This window comes from Stenotrophomonas sp. PS02297 (assembly GCF_029959705.1).
Lineage (GTDB): Bacteria > Pseudomonadota > Gammaproteobacteria > Xanthomonadales > Xanthomonadaceae > Stenotrophomonas > Stenotrophomonas nitritireducens.
The window spans coordinates 1-15,588 of the sequence record NZ_JASCOS010000085.1 but is presented as its reverse complement, the minus strand read 5'-3'; the positions used below and the strand labels follow the sequence as shown (position 1 = coordinate 15,588).

General features: G+C 69.0%; 15 protein-coding genes. 7 read left to right on the top strand and 8 right to left on the bottom strand.

The window, feature by feature from the left end; translation table 11 throughout:
- Positions 1-138: 138 nt before the first annotated feature.
- From QMX80_RS14270 to QMX80_RS14255, 4 genes are all read right to left on the bottom strand, one after another.
- Positions 139-2,211 (bottom strand): EAL domain-containing protein, encoded by a 2,073-nt coding sequence (locus QMX80_RS14270; protein WP_273083589.1) that lies wholly within the window; start codon positions 2,209-2,211, stop codon positions 139-141.
- A gap of 93 nt (positions 2,212-2,304) precedes the next feature.
- Positions 2,305-3,501: an NAD(P)/FAD-dependent oxidoreductase gene (locus tag QMX80_RS14265; RefSeq protein ID WP_273083621.1), complete on the bottom strand. Its 1,197-nt coding sequence runs from the start codon at positions 3,499-3,501 to the stop codon at positions 2,305-2,307.
- A gap of 13 nt (positions 3,502-3,514) precedes the next feature.
- Positions 3,515-4,063 carry a YaeQ family protein gene (locus tag QMX80_RS14260; protein WP_055769322.1) on the bottom strand — a complete coding sequence of 183 codons (549 nt, stop codon included), beginning with the start codon at positions 4,061-4,063 and terminating at the stop codon, positions 3,515-3,517.
- Between the two features lie 60 nt (positions 4,064-4,123).
- Positions 4,124-4,597 (bottom strand): YaiI/YqxD family protein, encoded by a 474-nt coding sequence (locus QMX80_RS14255; RefSeq protein ID WP_282277715.1) that lies wholly within the window; start codon positions 4,595-4,597, stop codon positions 4,124-4,126.
- Between the two features lie 317 nt (positions 4,598-4,914).
- Between QMX80_RS14255 and QMX80_RS14250 the strand changes: the two genes are divergently transcribed.
- The 3 genes from QMX80_RS14250 to QMX80_RS14240 all read left to right on the top strand — a co-directional run bounded on the left by QMX80_RS14250 (position 4,915) and on the right by QMX80_RS14240 (position 7,504).
- Entirely contained in the window at positions 4,915-5,124 is a 210-nt protein-coding gene (locus tag QMX80_RS14250; protein WP_055769319.1) for a cold-shock protein, read from the top strand.
- Positions 5,125-5,390: 266 nt separating this feature from the next.
- Entirely contained in the window at positions 5,391-6,950 is a 1,560-nt protein-coding gene (locus QMX80_RS14245; protein WP_282277714.1) for a protein adenylyltransferase SelO, read from the top strand.
- Between the two features lie 14 nt (positions 6,951-6,964).
- Complete coding sequence (locus QMX80_RS14240; protein WP_282277713.1) at positions 6,965-7,504, top strand: adenine phosphoribosyltransferase; 540 nt, start codon at positions 6,965-6,967, stop codon at positions 7,502-7,504.
- 144 nt (positions 7,505-7,648) lie between these two features.
- On the opposite strand, the gene dbpA is transcribed toward QMX80_RS14240, so the two are convergent.
- Both dbpA and QMX80_RS14230 read right to left on the bottom strand, forming a co-directional pair.
- Positions 7,649-9,025 (bottom strand): ATP-dependent RNA helicase DbpA, encoded by a 1,377-nt coding sequence (dbpA, locus tag QMX80_RS14235; RefSeq protein WP_055769314.1) that lies wholly within the window; start codon positions 9,023-9,025, stop codon positions 7,649-7,651.
- A gap of 94 nt (positions 9,026-9,119) precedes the next feature.
- Positions 9,120-10,178, bottom strand: coding sequence for a YeiH family protein (locus QMX80_RS14230; protein WP_282277712.1), 1,059 nt, complete (start codon positions 10,176-10,178; stop codon positions 9,120-9,122).
- Between the two features lie 97 nt (positions 10,179-10,275).
- Here QMX80_RS14230 and QMX80_RS14225 point away from each other — a divergent pair, with 97 nt between their 5' ends.
- From QMX80_RS14225 to QMX80_RS14215, 3 genes are all read left to right on the top strand, one after another.
- On the top strand, positions 10,276-11,181 hold the full coding sequence (locus QMX80_RS14225; RefSeq protein WP_055769312.1) for a LysR family transcriptional regulator: 906 nt from the start codon (positions 10,276-10,278) through the stop codon (positions 11,179-11,181).
- Positions 11,182-11,205: 24 nt separating this feature from the next.
- Positions 11,206-13,107, top strand: coding sequence for an ATP-binding cassette domain-containing protein (locus QMX80_RS14220; protein ID WP_282277711.1), 1,902 nt, complete (start codon positions 11,206-11,208; stop codon positions 13,105-13,107).
- 175 nt (positions 13,108-13,282) lie between these two features.
- On the top strand, positions 13,283-13,708 hold the full coding sequence (locus QMX80_RS14215; RefSeq protein ID WP_282277709.1) for a VOC family protein: 426 nt from the start codon (positions 13,283-13,285) through the stop codon (positions 13,706-13,708).
- 7 nt (positions 13,709-13,715) lie between these two features.
- Here QMX80_RS14215 and QMX80_RS14210 read toward each other — a convergent pair whose 3' ends face one another.
- Together QMX80_RS14210 and QMX80_RS14205 are read right to left on the bottom strand one after the other, a co-directional pair.
- Positions 13,716-14,162 (bottom strand): barstar family protein, encoded by a 447-nt coding sequence (locus QMX80_RS14210; protein ID WP_282277706.1) that lies wholly within the window; start codon positions 14,160-14,162, stop codon positions 13,716-13,718.
- On the bottom strand, positions 14,159-14,617 hold the full coding sequence (locus QMX80_RS14205) for a ribonuclease domain-containing protein (RefSeq protein WP_282277703.1): 459 nt from the start codon (positions 14,615-14,617) through the stop codon (positions 14,159-14,161). Before QMX80_RS14205 ends, QMX80_RS14210 begins: the two co-directional genes overlap by 4 nt.
- Positions 14,618-14,864: 247 nt before the next feature.
- Here QMX80_RS14205 and QMX80_RS14200 point away from each other — a divergent pair, with 247 nt between their 5' ends.
- Positions 14,865-15,476 (top strand): superoxide dismutase, encoded by a 612-nt coding sequence (locus QMX80_RS14200; protein ID WP_273083573.1) that lies wholly within the window; start codon positions 14,865-14,867, stop codon positions 15,474-15,476.
- Positions 15,477-15,588 lie beyond the last annotated feature (112 nt).

Genomic DNA, 15,588 nt, shown 5'->3' with positions numbered 1-15,588 from the left:
TTCCCGTGTAGAGCGGGGCACCGCCCCGCTGGCGCTTTACCGGTCAGACCCGCCGGGCGATGCCCGGCGCTACAGGGCAGATGGCATCGGGACAATGCCCGACAGTACGAAAAGCGCGGCGTTTCGCCCGCCTCCGGATCAGCCGAACTCGAAGTTCATTTCAGGGCCGGCCGGGCCGACGAAATCGCCCTGTACGTAGTCCACGCCGGAACTGAAGAGCAGGCTCATCGTCGCTGCGTCGGAAACGAACTCGGCGATGGTGCGGATGTTCTCCGACTGCGCGCGCCGGGTGATCTCCTGGGTCTTGGGCAGCTGTTCGCGCGCCTGTACCGGATCGGCGCTGAAGCTGCTGTCCAGCTTGAGGAAGCCCGGCTGGAAATGGGCCAGCAGCTGGAACGAATCCAGCCCCGAGCCGAACTGCTCCAGTCCGACCTTGCAGCCCAGCGCCGAGACGGCGGCCAGGAACTGCTGGGCGTTGCGCAGGTGGGTGAATACCTTGGCTTCGGGAACCTGCAGCCACAGCTGGTCGCCTGCCACGCCCTCGGCCTGCAGGCCGTCGCGGATCACCGCCAGCAGTTGCGGGTCGGAGAACGAATCCGGGGTGATGCGCACCATCAGGTGGGTACGGTGGCCGGCGCGGCGGCGCTGGCCCAGCGCCTTGATCGCATGGCCGACCAGCCAGCGGTTGATCGACGCCAGCAGGCCCTGGTCCTCGGCGATCGGCAGGAAGGTCGAGGGGCCGACCATCTCGTCGTTGTTGCGCAGCCGCAGCGAGGCGTCGTACAGCTGGATCGCCTCGCCCATGAGGTTGATGACCGGGCGGAAGTGCAGCTGGAAGCCGTCGCCTTCCAGCGCGCCGCGCATCAGTTCCACCCAGCGCTGGATGCGCTCTTCCTCGACGCGGTCGGCAGCGCCCGGGTCGAAGACCTTGACCGTGTTGCCGCCCAGCTCGGCCGCGGCGCGGGCGCAGTCGCTGGCGCGCGCCAGCACCTGGCCGACACTGGCGATCTTCTCGCCGACCTGCACGCCGCCGATGCTGACGGTGACCGTCGCCGAGCGCGCGCCGATGCTGAACACGTGCGAGGCGAAGGCTTCGCGCACGCGCTCGGCCAGCCGCACGGTATGGGCGTAGTCGCCCTGGGCGAGGATGGCGAAGCTGTGTTCGCCGAAGCGCGCGACCGACAACCCCTCGCCGAGCGTCGCGGCCAGGTGCTGGCCCAGCGCGGCGACCAGCGCATCGGCCGAGTCCAGGCCGATGTCGGGCAGCAGCCGCGCATAGTGGTCCGGTTCGACCAGCAGGAAGCCGTACTGGCCCTCGCTGCGGCTGACCTGCGCCACCGCGTTTTCCAGGTGCACCATGAAGGTGGGGCGGTTGAGCAGGCCAGTGACCTGGTCGCGCTGGCGCAGTTCCTCGACCTCGCGCGCCAGTTCCGGGTCGAACTCCTCGCGGCGGCGGAACACCACCTGGAAGCAGGATTCGCCCTCGTAGGTGGCGGCGGTGAATTCCATCGTCGCCGGGAAACTGTCGCCGTCCTGGTTGCGCGCGTGCACCTCGTACTGCGGCGGCGGCGCTTCGCCCTTGCCCAGTGCCTTCAGCAGCTGCTTGAAGTCCTCCACGTGCTGCGGCGCGACCATGTCCAGCAGCGAGATGCCTTCCACGTCATCGAACGATTCGTAGCCGAACATCTCCAGATACGCCTCGTTGGCGCGGATGTGCATGCCTTCGTGGATATAGGCGATGGGATCACGCGAGGAGGCGATCAGCGCGTCGCAGCGGCGCTCGGTCTCGCGCATCTGCGCCTCGATCCGGCGCAGGCCGCGGCGCGCCTGCAGGTCGGTCCATTCGTTGCGGACCACCGCCAGCAGGTGTTCGGGGCGCTGGCGCAGGGCGATGGCGCGGATGCCGTTGGCGCCGGACTCCACCAGCATCTGCTCGTCGACCTGCTCGGCCAGCAGGATCGTCGGGATGTCCTTGCCGCTGGCGGCGATCTGCTGGCTGAGCAGGGCCTGCGGGATCACCTGCGAGGGCGTGGAAAGCACCAGGTCGATGGACTGGCCGGACAGGATCTCCACCAGCTCGGCCGGCGCCTGCGGCCGGAACGGACGGATGGCGATGCCGCTGTTGCGCAGGGCGCTGACGATCGTCTCGGCGTTCTCGGCGCTGTCGTCGACGATCAGCAGGCGCAGGGTTGTTTCTTTGCCGTTCTGCATTCAGGACTCCCCTCTGACCGGGTTTAATACAACATGGGTGCGGTGCCGTCCATGCGCGGATCGCTTGCCTGTGACGCGGTTCCTGTGCGCGCCTCAGACCGCCTGTCCGGCCGCATGGCCCGAAGCCCAGGCCCACTGGAAGTTGTAGCCGCCGAGCCAGCCGGTCACGTCCAGCACCTCGCCGACGAAATGCAGCCCCGGCACCTGCCGCGACTCCAGGGTCGAGGACGACACCTGGCGCGTATCCACGCCGCCCAGGGTCACCTCGGCGGTGCGATAGCCCTCGGTGCCGCTGGCCACCAGCGGGAAATCCGCCAGTACGGCCGCGGCCTGTTTCAGCTGCGGCTCGTCGAGCTGGCGTACCGGCCGGTCCGGCAGCCAGTGTTCGCACAGGCGCTGCGCCATCCGCTTGGGCATGACCTCGGCCAGCACCGTGCGCAGTTCCGAGGCGCCGCGTTCGCGCTTCATCGCGCGCAGCCATTCCAGTGCGTCGTGGCCGGGCAGTAGGTCCAGGCGCAGGTCGTCGCCGGGCTGCCAGTACGAGGAGATCTGCAGGATCGCCGGCCCGCTGATGCCGCGGTGGGTGAGCAGCATGGAGTTGCGGAAACTCTTCCCGTTGCAGCGCGCTTCCACCGGCAGCGCCACGCCGCTGAGGTCGGCGAAACGTTCCTGGTGTCTGCCGCTGAGGGTCAGCGGCACCAGCCCGGCGCGGGTGGGCAGCACGTCGTGGCCGAACTGGCGCGCGACCTCGTAGCCGAAGCCGCTGGCGCCCATGCTGGGAATGGACAGGCCGCCGCTGGCGATCACCAGCGAGGCGCAGTGGAACAGCCCATGGGCGGTGCGCACGCGGAAACCGTCGGCGCCGCGTTCGATGCCTTCCACCGCGCAGTCGGTACGGATCCGCACGCCCGCCTGCTGGCATTCGTCCAGCAGCATGCGCACGATCAGCTTGGAGGAGACATCGCAGAACAGCTGCCCCAGTTCCTTCTCGTGCCAGGCGATGCGGTGCCGCTGGACCATGTCGATGAAATCGGACGGGGTGTAGCGGGCCAGCGCCGACTTGCAGAAATGCGGGTTGGCCGAAAGGAAGTTGGCGGCGGTAGTGCCGGTATTGGTGAAATTGCAGCGGCCGCCGCCGGACATCAGGATCTTCTTGCCGACCTTGTTGGCATGGTCGATCACCTGCACGATGCGGCCGCGCTGGCCGGCGGTAAGCGCGCACATCAGCCCGGCGGCGCCGGCGCCGATCACCAGTACGTCGCAGCGGTGCGTGCCGGTGCCTGGATTCATCGCCACCGCGCGCTCAGGCCGTCGCGCGCTTGCGCCAGGCGGGAATGACGTCGAGCTGGACCTGGTCGTTGAGGATCTGCACCTCGCCATCCTGGATCAGCACGCTCCAGCGCATCGCCCGCTGGATCTGCTGGCCCCAGCGCTCGACGAACCCGGCGTCCAGGTCCACCACCGACAGGTTGCCGAAACGGGCCAGGCTCTTGCCCTGCTTCTGCCACCAGATGTCCGAGGCGTTGCCGCCGTAGTTGATCACCTGTACCTGGCGGCTGCGGTTGCAGGCCTTGCGCACGCGCGATTCGTCCGGGTGGCCCAGGTCGATCCACTGCAGGATGTCGCCGGTGTAGTCGTGCTGCCACAGGTCCGGCTCGTCGTCGGTGCTCAGGCCGCGGCCGAACTCCAGGCGGTCGTCGGCGTTCAGCGCGAAGGCGAGCAGGCGCGCCATCAGGCGCTCGTCGGTCTCGGAGGGATGCTGGGCCAGGGTCAGGTGGTGGGTCGCGTAGTAGCCGCGGTCCATGTCGCTGATCTGCAGCTCGGCCTTGCGGATGGTGGCGGTGAGGGCCATGGGATCACGGGGCAAAGACCGCCATTCTACTGCGCGGGCGCACGCCCGGCGGCCTGCGCTTCAGCGTTGCCGTGCCAGCCACTGGTCAAGCCGCGCGGCGAAGGCCTGCCGGTCGCGTGCATGCAGGCTGGGCGGACCGCCGGTCTGCACGCCGGCGCCGCGCAGTTCGGCCATGAAATCGCGTATCGACAGGCGCTGCGCGATGCTGTCCGCGCTGAACGGCTCGCCGCGCGGATCGAGCGCGGCAGCGCCTTTGGCCAGTACCCGGGCGGCCAGCGGGATGTCCTGGGTCACCACCAGGTCGCCAGCGGCGACGCGCTCGACGATCGCGTCGTCGGCCACGTCCGGGCCGCCGGTAACCTGCATGGCGCGGATGAAGCGCGAGGACGGTGTCTGCAGCCAGCGGTTGGCGACCAGGACCACCTCGATCCGGGTGCGCCCGGCGGCGCGGTACAGGATGTCGCGGATGACGGCGGGGCAGGCGTCGGCGTCTACCCAGATCCTCGGCGAGGAGGCGATGGCGGTGGATTCCATGCCGCGCAGTCTAGCCGCCGGGGTGGCCGCTCCGGGGTATGCGGACCCTGCAGGGAGGCGCCAAGTCAATGAATTTGCCGGGATTGTTGTCCGGGCGCCGCCCGCCCGGGCCGATGAATACGGTATTTGTCGCTTTTTGGCGGAAAGCCGCGTATCTTTCGCCCCACTGTGCTTGCAAGGGTCACCGTGAATCGTGGCCTGATGCAGCTGATCCTCACCGATCCGCTCATCGTTCCGTTTTACCAACGCCTGCAACTCAGTCTCGGCCCCGATCCCCGGCGGCTGCGATTTCCAATCAATAGTTCCAGGAGTTTGTAATGTCTGAGCGTCAGACCGGCACGGTGAAGTGGTTCAACGATGCCAAGGGTTTTGGTTTCATCACCCCGGAAAGCGGCCCCGACCTGTTCGTGCACTTCCGTGCCATCCAGGGCACCGGCTTCAAGTCGCTGCAGGAAGGCCAGAAGGTGACCTTCGTCGCCGTGCAGGGCCAGAAGGGCATGCAGGCTGACCAGGTGCAGGCGGTCTAATCGACCTCCCGCCACCGCAAGGTAGCCAGAACGCCGGAAGCGAAAGCTTCCGGCGTTTTTGTTTGCGTCCGCCCTGCAGGCGGCGACCTTCCGGGCCATCGAGGGGCGATGGCAAAAGCCGCTCCGGGCGGCTTTTTTATGGACATCTTCCGGCTCGGGGCATGAACGGGCGAAGTGACGAGGCGTTCCCTGCGATGCCTGATGCGGGCGCGCGCCCGTCCGGCAGCGGCGCTTGTGACACCGTGCCCAGCCCCCATCTTGTGCCGATGGATACTTCCGCGCTGCATTTCGACAACCGTTTCCTGCACGAACTGCCCGGCGATGCTGAAACCGGATCGCGCCGCCGCGAGGTGCTGGGCGCGGCCTGGTCGCACGTGTTGCCCACGCCGGTGGCGGCGCCGCGGTTGCTGGCGCATTCGCCCGAAGTGGCGACGATGCTGGGGATCGACGAGGCGGCCGTGCAGGCACCGGACTTCGCCCGGGTATTCGGTGGCAATGCGCTGTATGCCGGCATGCAGCCGTGGGCAGCCAATTATGGCGGGCACCAGTTCGGGCAGTGGGCCGGGCAACTGGGCGATGGCCGCGCCATTTCGCTCGGCGAACTGCTGGCCGACGGTCGGCGCTGGGAACTGCAGCTCAAGGGGGCAGGGCCAACGCCCTATTCGCGCGGCGCCGATGGCCGGGCGGTGCTGCGTTCGTCGATCCGCGAGTTCCTGTGCTCGGAGGCCATGCATCACCTCGGCGTACCGACCACGCGCGCCCTGAGCCTGGTCGCCACCGGCGAAACCGTGGTGCGCGACATGTTCTATGACGGCCATGCGCGCGGCGAGCCGGGCGCGGTGGTGTGCCGGGTGGCGCCTTCGTTCATCCGCTTCGGCAGTTTCGAGCTGCCGGCCGCGCGTGGCGACCTTGCGCTGCTGCAGCGGCTGGTGGATTTCTGCATCGACCGCGATTTCCCGCACCTGCAGCCCGGTCCCTCGCGTCGGGCCGACTGGTTCGCCGAGATCTGCACGCGCACCGCGACGATGGTCGCGCAGTGGATGCGGGTGGGCTTCGTGCATGGGGTGATGAACACCGACAACATGTCCGTGCTCGGGCTGACCATCGACTACGGTCCGTATGGCTGGGTCGAGGACTACGACCCGGACTGGACGCCGAACACCACCGACGCGCAGGGCCGCCGCTACCGCTTCGGCACGCAGATGCAGGTGGCGTACTGGAACCTGGTCCGGCTGGCGCAGGCGGTGTCGCCGCTGTTCGATGAAGCGGCGCCGCTGCAGGCGGGGCTGGATGCCTTCCAGGCGCGTTTCGCCGCGGAAGATCGCGGGCATCTGCTCGCCAAGCTTGGTCTCGGCGCATATCGCGAAGGCGACGAGGTACTGATGGCGCAGTTCCGGAAACTGCTGCACGAAGGCGAGATGGACATGACCCTCGCTTTCCGTGCGTTGGCCGATGTCGATCCGCATCAGCCGGATGCGGGCGTGCTGGAAGAAGCGTTCTATTCGCCCGGGCGCCGAGCACGGGTGATGCCGGACCTGCTGGACTGGCTGCAGCGCCATGCCGCGCGCGTGCGCGATGCCGGCCTGCCCGCCGGGGAACGGCGTCGCATCATGCGCGCGGCCAACCCGAAATACGTGCTGCGCAACTGGCTGGCGCAGGAGGCCATCGACCGCGCCGAGCAGGGCGATGCGGCCGGCGTCGCCGAACTGCTGGAGGTGATGCGGCGTCCCTGCGAAGAACAGCCCGGCCGCGAGGCGTTCGCGCGCCGGCGACCGGAATGGGCGCGCGAGCGCGCGGGTTGTTCGATGCTGTCGTGCAGTTCCTGATTCCCCACGGCTCAATGGCTCACATGACGAACGCATATCCTGATTGGTCCAGTACGATCCGCGACGTGGCCGATTTCCCCCGGCCCGGCATCGGCTTCAAGGACATCACGCCGTTGCTGGCCGATGCCGCCGCTTTCCGTGCGGCGATCGTGGCGATGGCCGATCCATGGCGTGCGGCCGGCGTGCAGGCGGTGTTGGGCGTCGAAGCGCGCGGTTTCATCCTCGGCGCTGCGCTTGCGCTGGAGCTGGACGCCGGCTTCGTGCCGGTGCGCAAGCCGGGCAAGCTGCCCGGCGCCACCCTGATGCAGGAATACGCGCTGGAATACGGCAGCGACCGCATCGAGGTCTGCACCGGGGCCGTCGTGCCGGGGACGCGGGTGCTGCTGGTCGACGACGTGCTGGCGACCGGCGGCACGCTCGCCGCGGCGCTGTTGTTGGCGCGTCGGCTCGAGGCCGAGGTGCTGGGCGCGGCGGTGCTGGTGGAGCTGGAGGGACTGGGCGGTCGCCCGCGCTGGCCCGATGGCCTGCCGCTGCAGGCCACGCTTGTGTATTGAGCGCGGTCGGCACGCCGCCGCATCGCCGGTGCCGGGCCTGCCCCGCACCGGGGTTTCACCGCCAGGGTTCGGTGGGGAGCGGGCGCCACACCTGCGGTTTCATGCCAGCCGGAATGTTCCGGGCGGCGCGCCTGTGTTCCGGCGCTACATCTTGCGTACGCGGAACCGCTTGCCCTTGATCTTGCCGGCCTCCAGCCGCGCCACGGCCTTGCCGGCGTGTTCGTGGGCGATGGCGACGTAGGAGCGGGTGGGGAAGATGTCGATCTTGCCGATGGCCTTGGCCGAGAGCCCGGCATCGCCGGTGAGGGCGCCGAGGATGTCGCCGGCGCGCAGCTTGTCGGTCTTGCCGCCGTCGATCCGCAGCGTGGTCATCGCCGCCTGCGGCAGCTGTGCCGGACGCGCGGTGGCCAGCGGCGTTTTCTGCCAGTCCAGGGCGCTGCCCTGGTCGGCTTCCAGCGCGTCGGCGCGGTGGCGCTCGCGGCCGGCGACCAGGCTCAGCGCCAGGCCGCTGCGGCCGGCGCGGGCGGTGCGGCCGACGCGGTGGCGGTAAGTGTCCAGGTCGCTGGGCATCTCGTAGTTGACCACCGCGGCGAGGTCTTCCACGTCCAGGCCGCGCGCGGCCACGTCGCTGGCGACCAGCACGTTGCAGCTGCGGTTGGAGAACTGCAGCAGCACTTCGTCGCGGTCGCGCTGTTCCATGTCGCCGTGCAGGGCCAGCGCGGAGAAGCCGAACTGGCGCAGCGAGTTGGCCACCTCGTCCACGTCCTTGCGCGTATTGCAGAACACCACCGCCGATTCGGGCGTGTACTTGAGCAGCAGGCCGGCCAGCGCCTTCTGCCGGTGCGCGGATTCGACCTCGAAGAACAGGTGCTTGATGGCCGGGGCTTCCTGCTGGCCGTCGATGGTGACTTCCACCGGTTCGTTGAGCAGGGCGCGCGCCAGTTCGCGGATCTCATCGGGGAAGGTTGCCGAGAACAGCAGGCTCTGGCGCTCCTTGTGGGTGCGGCCGGCGATTTCACGGATGGGTTCCTCGAAGCCCATGTCGAGCATGCGGTCGGCTTCGTCGAGCACGAAGGTGCGCACCTGTCCGAGGTTGAGCGCGCGCTTGCGCGCCAGCTCTTGCACGCGGCCGGGCGTGCCCACCACCACCTGCGGGTCGTGCGCTTCCAGCGAGGCCAGCTGCGGGCCCAGCGGCACGCCGCCGGTCAGCACCAGCAGCTTGAGGTTGGGAATGCCGGTGGCCAGTTTGCGCAGTTGCTTGCCGACCTGGTCGGCCAGTTCGCGGGTGGGGCAGAGCACCAGCGCCTGGGTGCGGATGGTGGCCGGGTCGAGCCGGTTGAGCAGGCCCAGGCCGAAAGCGGCGGTCTTGCCGCTGCCGGTGGGGGCCTGTGCGATCACGTCGCGCCCTTCCAGGATCGGCGGCAGGCTCAGTGCCTGCACCGGGGTCATGGCGGTATAGCCCAGCGCGTCGATGCCGGGAGCGAGGGCCGGGATCAGCGGCAGCGAAGAGAAATCGGTCATGCGGCATTTTCGCAGATGCCACGACGGAATGTAGGAGTGGCTTCAGTCGCGAAAGGGGGCTTGGCGGGAAAGCCCTTCGCGACCGAGGCTGCGCCTACAGCAGGGCACGCACGCCGAGGTTGATCAGCATCCCGCCGCCCATCAGCCAGGCGAACAGCAGTACCGCCAGCAGCATCGGCCTGGCGCCGGCCTGGCGCAGGGCCGAGACATGCGTGGTCAGGCCCAGGGCCGCCATCGCCATCGCCAGCAGGACGGTGTCCAGGTCGACCAGCGTGGCGACCAGGCGCGTGGGCAGCAACTGCAGCGAGTTGAAGCCGACCATGGCGATGAAGCCGAAGGCGAACCACGGCACGGTGATCTTCGAGCGTTGGCCGTCGCCGGCAGGGCGACCGCGCGCCAGCAGCGCCGACAGCCCGACCAGGAACGGCGCCAGCATCATCACCCGCACCATCTTGGCGATGACCGCGGCATCGGCGGCCGGTTGGCTGACCGCGCGGCCGGCGACCACCACCTGCGCCACCTCGTGCACGGTGGAACCGGTGAACACGCCGAAGCCGGTCTCGTCCAGCGGCATCCAGCCGGCGGCCACGCCCCATTGGTAGAGCAGCGGGTACAGGAACATCGCCAGCGTGCCGAACACGACCACGGTCGCCACGGCGACGGCCACCTGTTCGGCGCGGCCCTTGACCACCGGTTCGGCGGCCATCACCGCGGCGGCACCGCAGATGGAGCTGCCGGCGCCGATCAGCAGGGCGGTGTTGCGTTCCAGTCCCAGCACCCGGCAGCCCAGCCACCAGGCCAGGGCGAAGGTGGAACACAGCACCAGCGCGTCGATCACCACGCCGGTGGCGCCGACCTGGCCGATGTCCTGCAGGGTCAGGCGCAGGCCGTAGAGGATGATGCCGGCGCGCAGTAGCGTGGCCTTGGAGAAGCCGACGCCGGCCGCCGCGCGCGGCGCCAGCGCGCCATGGACGGTATTGCCCAGGGCGATGCCGATCACGATGGCCAGCGTCAGCGCACTGATGCCGTGCGCCTGCAGCCACGGCAGGGTGCCGAGCCAGATGGACAGGCCGGCGATGGCGAGGGTCAGCAGCAGGCCGGGGAGGAAGCGGGAGCGACGGGCCGGGGCCGGCCCTTGCATGGCGGTGTTCATGACGGACGGTTATCAGGAGGTGGCCCATCCTGCCCCCCGTCATTCAATCCGTAAAACAGATAGTATTTGTATGAATTATCTATCCAGCAGGTAAATCATGCATCTTTCCCTGCGCCAGTTGCAGATCTTCTCGGCCATCGCCGAGGCGGGAACGACCACGGCCGCGGGCGAAGCCATCGGCCTGTCGCAGTCGGCGGTGAGCGCGGCATTGAGCGAGCTGGAGAATCTTCTCGGACTGGCGCTGTTCGACCGTATCGGCCGGCGGCTGGTGCTGAACGGCCACGGTCGCGCCCTGTTGCCGGAGGCACGCGCATTGCTGGCAGGCATGGACGACATCGAACGCCGCTTCCGCCTGGGCGATGAAGCCGCCGCGCCGGTGCGCTGGCGGGTCGGGGCCAGCACCACCATCGGCAACTACCTGATGCCGGCGCGCATCGCCGACCTGCGCGACGGCAATGGCCTGGCCCATGTCGACCTGGTGATCGGCAATACCCGTGAGGTGGCCAGCGCGGTACAGCGGCTGGAGGTGGACATCGGCCTGATCGAGGGTCCGTGCCACGAACCGGGCCTGGAGGTGGCGACCTGGCGCGAGGACGAACTGGTCATCGTTTTCGGCGACCGCCACCCGCAGGCGGCCTTGCTGCGAGCGGGAGCGGACATGGCGCAGCTGCGCGCTGCCTGCTGGCTGCTGCGCGAGCCCGGCTCCGGCACCCGCGAGGCGGCCGAGCAGGCGCTGCTGCCGCACCTGCACGGCCTGGCCGAGGTGCTGCAGCTCGGGGGCACCGAAGCGATCAAGCAGGGGGCGGTGGCGGGACTCGGCCTGGCCTGCCTGTCGCGGCACGCGGTGGCCGACCTGGTCGCGCTGGGGCGGCTGCATGAGCTGTCCACGCCCTTGCCACCGCTGCGCCGGCAACTGTGGGTGGTACGGCACCCGGGCAAGCGGGTGCCACCGAGCCTGCGCCGCCTGCTGGCGCTGGACGAGGGCACGTTCGCCGACGCCTGAGCCCGGCTCCCGTACAATACGCACATGCCTTTGATCACCCTGCAGAACGTCGACTACAGCGTCGGCGGCCCGTTGTTGCTGGAAAAAGCCGAACTGTCGATCGAGACTGGCGAGCGCATCGCCCTGATCGGCCGCAATGGCGCCGGCAAATCCACCCTCATGAAGCTGATGGCCGGCGAGTTGAAGCCCGACGACGGCGAAGTGCGCGTCCAGCAGGGCGTGCGCGTCACCCGCCTGGAACAGGAAGTGCCGCATGGCGCCGCCGGCAGCGTGTTCGACGTGGTCGCCGACGGGCTGGGCGAGCTGGGCCACTGGCTGGCCGAGTTCCATCGCCTGAGCCATGCCGAAGTGTTCGACGGCGATGCCATGGGCAAGGTGCAGGCCAGGATCGATGCCGCCGATGGCTGGGCGCTGGACCAGCGCGTGGCCGAGACCCTGACCAAGCTGGAACTGGATGGCGATGCCGAGTTCGGGCGCCTGTCCGGCGGCATGAAGCGCCGCGTGCTGCTGGCGCGCGCACTGGTGGCCGGCCCGGACGTGCTGCTGCTGGACGAGCCGACCAACCACCTGGACATCGAGGCCATCGACTGGCTGGAAGGCTTCCTCAAGGGCTGGAACGGCTGCGTGGTGTTCGTCACCCACGACCGTCGCTTCCTGCGTGCGCTGGCCACCCGCATCGTCGAGATCGACCGCGGCCAGGTCACCAGCTGGCCGGGGGACTGGGAGAACTACGAGCGCCGCCGCGAGGAGCGCCTCAACGCGCAGGCGCAGGAGAACGCCCGTTTCGACAAGCTGCTGGCGCAGGAGGAAGTGTGGATCCGGCAGGGCATCAAGGCGCGCCGCACCCGCGACGAAGGCCGCGTGCGCCGGCTCAAGGCCATGCGCAACGAGCGCAGCCAGCGCCGCGAGCTGGGCGGCAACGTCAGGCTGGAAGCGGCCGGCGCCGAGAACTCCGGCAAGAAGGTCATCGATATCAAGAACATCTCCTTCGCCTTTGGCGAGCGGGTGATGGTCAAGGATTTCGAAACCACCATCCTGCGTGGCGACCGCATCGGCCTGATCGGCCCCAACGGCAGCGGCAAGACCACCCTGCTCAAGCTGCTGCTGGGCGAGCTGCAGCCGGACAGCGGCGAAGTGCGCCAGGGCACCAACCTGCAGATCGCCTATTTCGACCAGTACCGCGCCACTCTGCGCGAGGACTGGAGCGCGATCGAGAACGTGGCCGAAGGCGCGGACTTCATCGACCTCAACGGCAAGCGCAAGCATGTGCATGCCTATCTGCAGGACTTCCTGTTCACCCCGGAGCGCGCGCGTGCACCGATCACCCGCCTGTCCGGCGGTGAGCGCAACCGCCTGCTGTTGGCCAAGCTGTTCGCGCAGCCGTCCAACCTGCTGGTGATGGACGAACCGACCAACGACCTGGACGTGGAGACCCTGGAGCTGCTGGAAGAGCTGCTGGGCGACTACACCGGCACCCTGCTGCTGGTCAGCCACGACCGCGACTTCCTCGACAACGTGGTCACCTCGACCCTGGTGCTGGAGGGCGAGGGCAGGGTGGGCGACTACATCGGCGGCTATACCGACTCGCTGCGCCAGCGCCCGGCACCGGCGCAGAGCGCGATGGCCGTGGCCAAGGCGTCTGCCACCGCGGTGCCCGCCGTGCAGCCGGCGGCCGCGCCCGTGGCCGTGGCCGAGGCGGCGCCGGCCAGGCGCAAGCTCAGCTTCAAGGACGCGCGCGAACTGGAACAGCTGCCGGCGAAGATCGAGCAGCTGGAGCGGGACGTGGAAGGCCTGACCAGCGCGATGAACGACCCGGCGTTCTATACCCGTTCCAGCGCCGAAGTCACCGCGCACACGCAGCAGTTGTCCAAAGTGCAGGCCGAACTGGACGCGGCCTACGCACGCTGGGAAGAGCTGGACAGCTGATCCAGGCAGCCGTGGGAAACCCGCAGGAGCGCACTGAAGTGCGCTCCTGCATGCCCGCTGGTGAATGCCGTCCTCCTGCCGCCGGGCCAGCGCGCGGTGGTTGCCGTGTGACAATCGGGGCGCGGAAGAGCCGGCCAGCGGCCGCGCTTCCCCCGGTTTCTTCATGGAGCATGCGATGGAAGCGCCGTTCTCGGTTCAGCGCATCGACCACGTGGTCTTCCGCGTCCGCGACCTGCGGCGCAGCATCGCCTTCTATGGCGCCGTGCTCGGCTGCGAAGTGGTCCGGCGGCGCGGGGATCTGGGCCTGGTCCATCTGCGCGCCGGTGCGTCGATGATCGATCTGGTGAACGTGGATGGCCCCCTGGGGGCGCGCGGTGGCGAGGCGCCCGGGCAGGGGGCGCGCAATGTCGATCACCTGTGCCTGCGCATCGAACCCTTCGACGAGACGGGCATCGTCGCGCACCTGCATCGCCATGGACTCGCCCCGCTGGGCGCGGCAGAGGTCAACTTCGGCGCTGAGGGCGACGGGCCTTCGCTGTATTTCACCGATCCGGACGGCAATGTGATCGAGCTCAAGGGGCCGGCGGAAGCAGCTGCCTGAGGCCGGTTCAGGCGTCGCCCGCGTCGGCGGCATCCTCGCCGCCGCCGGGCAGTTCGAAGAACGCCCAGAACGGCACATTGTCCTCGGCCCAGCTGGCCGCGGCTTCGGCGAGGATGTCCAGCAGCGTGTCGAAATCGCCGCGGCTGCCCTGGCGCAGGTCGCCGGCATCGCCGAACAGCAGCGCGTAACCGTTGGCGGGCAGCCAGGACAGGTCGCGCAGCGCATCGGACAGCGCATCCCAGTTGCGGCCGCGGCCCGCCGGGAAATCCAACTGGGTGCCGATGCGCAGCAGCAGGGTGCGCTTGTCGGTGCAGGACTCCAGGTCCACGCGCAGCACTTTCAGCCCGGCATCGCGCGCGGCGGCGGCCAGTCCGCCGAGATCGCCGTGGCTCACGCCATAGACGCCGGCCTGGCCGACATCCTCCAGCCCCATGTCGAATCCGCTGTCGCTCATCGCGCGCCTCCGTTGGCCGGTACTTCGAAACCGCGGAAGGTCTCGTAATGGTCGTCGGTGTAGTACCAGGCCTCGGGCGGGTCGCCGCCGGTGATGATCCGCCGCGCGCCGCGGTGGCCCACGTCCGGCGTGCGCACGGTGTACTCGTGGTAGTAGCCGCGCGGGCGTTGCGGCAGGCGCCGCTCGCGGTTGCCGAACACGCTGCCGTCCTGGCGGTGCGGGAACGGGCCGCCGCGCAGTACCAGCGCGATGGTGTCGTGCGCTTCCGGCGGCAGGAAGGCAGGCAGCGGATCAGTCGCGCCTGGCTGGCGCGGCTCCTCGGTGACTGCCGGCGCGGCGGGGCCGTCCAGCGACGGCGCGAACTGCGGCGGCGGTGGCTGCTGCAGCGCGCGCATGGCCCACAGGCCGGCCACCAGAAGGATCGCGGCGGTGAGCAGGAGCAGCGGTTTGCGCATGGGGCGTGGGCCTGTGTCGCGTGGAAAGGCCGATTATCGCGTCTGCGCGGGATTTTTCTTGAACGCGGGCCATCGCATCGGCGGGTTTTCGTAGCCCGGCGGCCGTTTGTACTCACGGCAGGACGAAGTTTCCTTTACATCGGCCTTGGTAAGTTGCCTGTTCCTGCCTACCATTGCCGGTGCACCGTCCGGCAGGCGCCGGACAACGAAACAACGCCCCCAGGCATAAAACCCAAGGAGATCCCTCATGGCCTTTACCCTGCCCAAGCTGCCTTACGCCACCGACGCGCTGGAACCGTACATGGATGCGGCCACGGTGGAGATCCACCACGGCAAGCACCACCAGACCTACGTCAACAACCTCAATGCGCTGGTGGAAGGCACCGAGTACGCCGACCTGCCGATCGACGAGCTGCTGCGCAAGGTCAAGACCCTGCCGGAGAACCTGCAGCAGGGCGTGCGCAACCAGGGCGGCGGCCACGGCAACCACTCGCTGTTCTGGGACGTGATCGGCCCGAACGCCGGCGGCACCCCGGGCGGCGCGCTGGGCAAGGCCATCGACGAGCAGCTCGGCGGCTTCGACAAGTTCAAGGAAGCCTTCACCAAGGCCGCGCTGACCCAGTTCGGCTCCGGCTGGGCGTGGCTGAGCGTGACCGCCGACAAGAAGCTGCTGGTCGAGAAGACCGGCAACCAGGAAAGCCCGCTGATGGAAGGCCGCACCCCGGTGCTGACCATCGATGTGTGGGAGCACGCCTACTACCTGAAGTTCCAGAACCGCCGCGCCGAGTTCATCGAGACCTTCTACAGCCTGATCAACTGGAAGGAAGTGGAGCGCCGTTACGAGGAAGCCGTGGCCTGAAGGGCGATGGCTGCCCGCGCAGGCGCGGCATGACGCGCCTGCCGGCAGGAGATTGGAAGCGGATCCCGGCGGGCACCCCCCGGGGCGGCGGTGAGTGGGCCGGGGGGTACGC

Coding starts and splice junctions, on each gene's coding strand:
- QMX80_RS14270 (WP_273083589.1), bottom strand. CDS start 2,211: ATGCAGAACGGCAAAGAAACAACCCTGCGCCTGCTGATCGTCGACGAC.
- QMX80_RS14265 (WP_273083621.1), bottom strand. CDS start 3,501: ATGAATCCAGGCACCGGCACGCACCGCTGCGACGTACTGGTGATCGGC.
- QMX80_RS14260 (WP_055769322.1), bottom strand. CDS start 4,063: ATGGCCCTCACCGCCACCATCCGCAAGGCCGAGCTGCAGATCAGCGAC.
- QMX80_RS14255 (WP_282277715.1), bottom strand. CDS start 4,597: ATGGAATCCACCGCCATCGCCTCCTCGCCGAGGATCTGGGTAGACGCC.
- QMX80_RS14250 (WP_055769319.1), top strand. CDS start 4,915: ATGTCTGAGCGTCAGACCGGCACGGTGAAGTGGTTCAACGATGCCAAG.
- QMX80_RS14245 (WP_282277714.1), top strand. CDS start 5,391: ATGGATACTTCCGCGCTGCATTTCGACAACCGTTTCCTGCACGAACTG.
- QMX80_RS14240 (WP_282277713.1), top strand. CDS start 6,965: ATGGCTCACATGACGAACGCATATCCTGATTGGTCCAGTACGATCCGC.
- dbpA (WP_055769314.1), bottom strand. CDS start 9,025: ATGACCGATTTCTCTTCGCTGCCGCTGATCCCGGCCCTCGCTCCCGGC.
- QMX80_RS14230 (WP_282277712.1), bottom strand. CDS start 10,178: ATGAACACCGCCATGCAAGGGCCGGCCCCGGCCCGTCGCTCCCGCTTC.
- QMX80_RS14225 (WP_055769312.1), top strand. CDS start 10,276: ATGCATCTTTCCCTGCGCCAGTTGCAGATCTTCTCGGCCATCGCCGAG.
- QMX80_RS14220 (WP_282277711.1), top strand. CDS start 11,206: ATGCCTTTGATCACCCTGCAGAACGTCGACTACAGCGTCGGCGGCCCG.
- QMX80_RS14215 (WP_282277709.1), top strand. CDS start 13,283: ATGGAAGCGCCGTTCTCGGTTCAGCGCATCGACCACGTGGTCTTCCGC.
- QMX80_RS14210 (WP_282277706.1), bottom strand. CDS start 14,162: ATGAGCGACAGCGGATTCGACATGGGGCTGGAGGATGTCGGCCAGGCC.
- QMX80_RS14205 (WP_282277703.1), bottom strand. CDS start 14,617: ATGCGCAAACCGCTGCTCCTGCTCACCGCCGCGATCCTTCTGGTGGCC.
- QMX80_RS14200 (WP_273083573.1), top strand. CDS start 14,865: ATGGCCTTTACCCTGCCCAAGCTGCCTTACGCCACCGACGCGCTGGAA.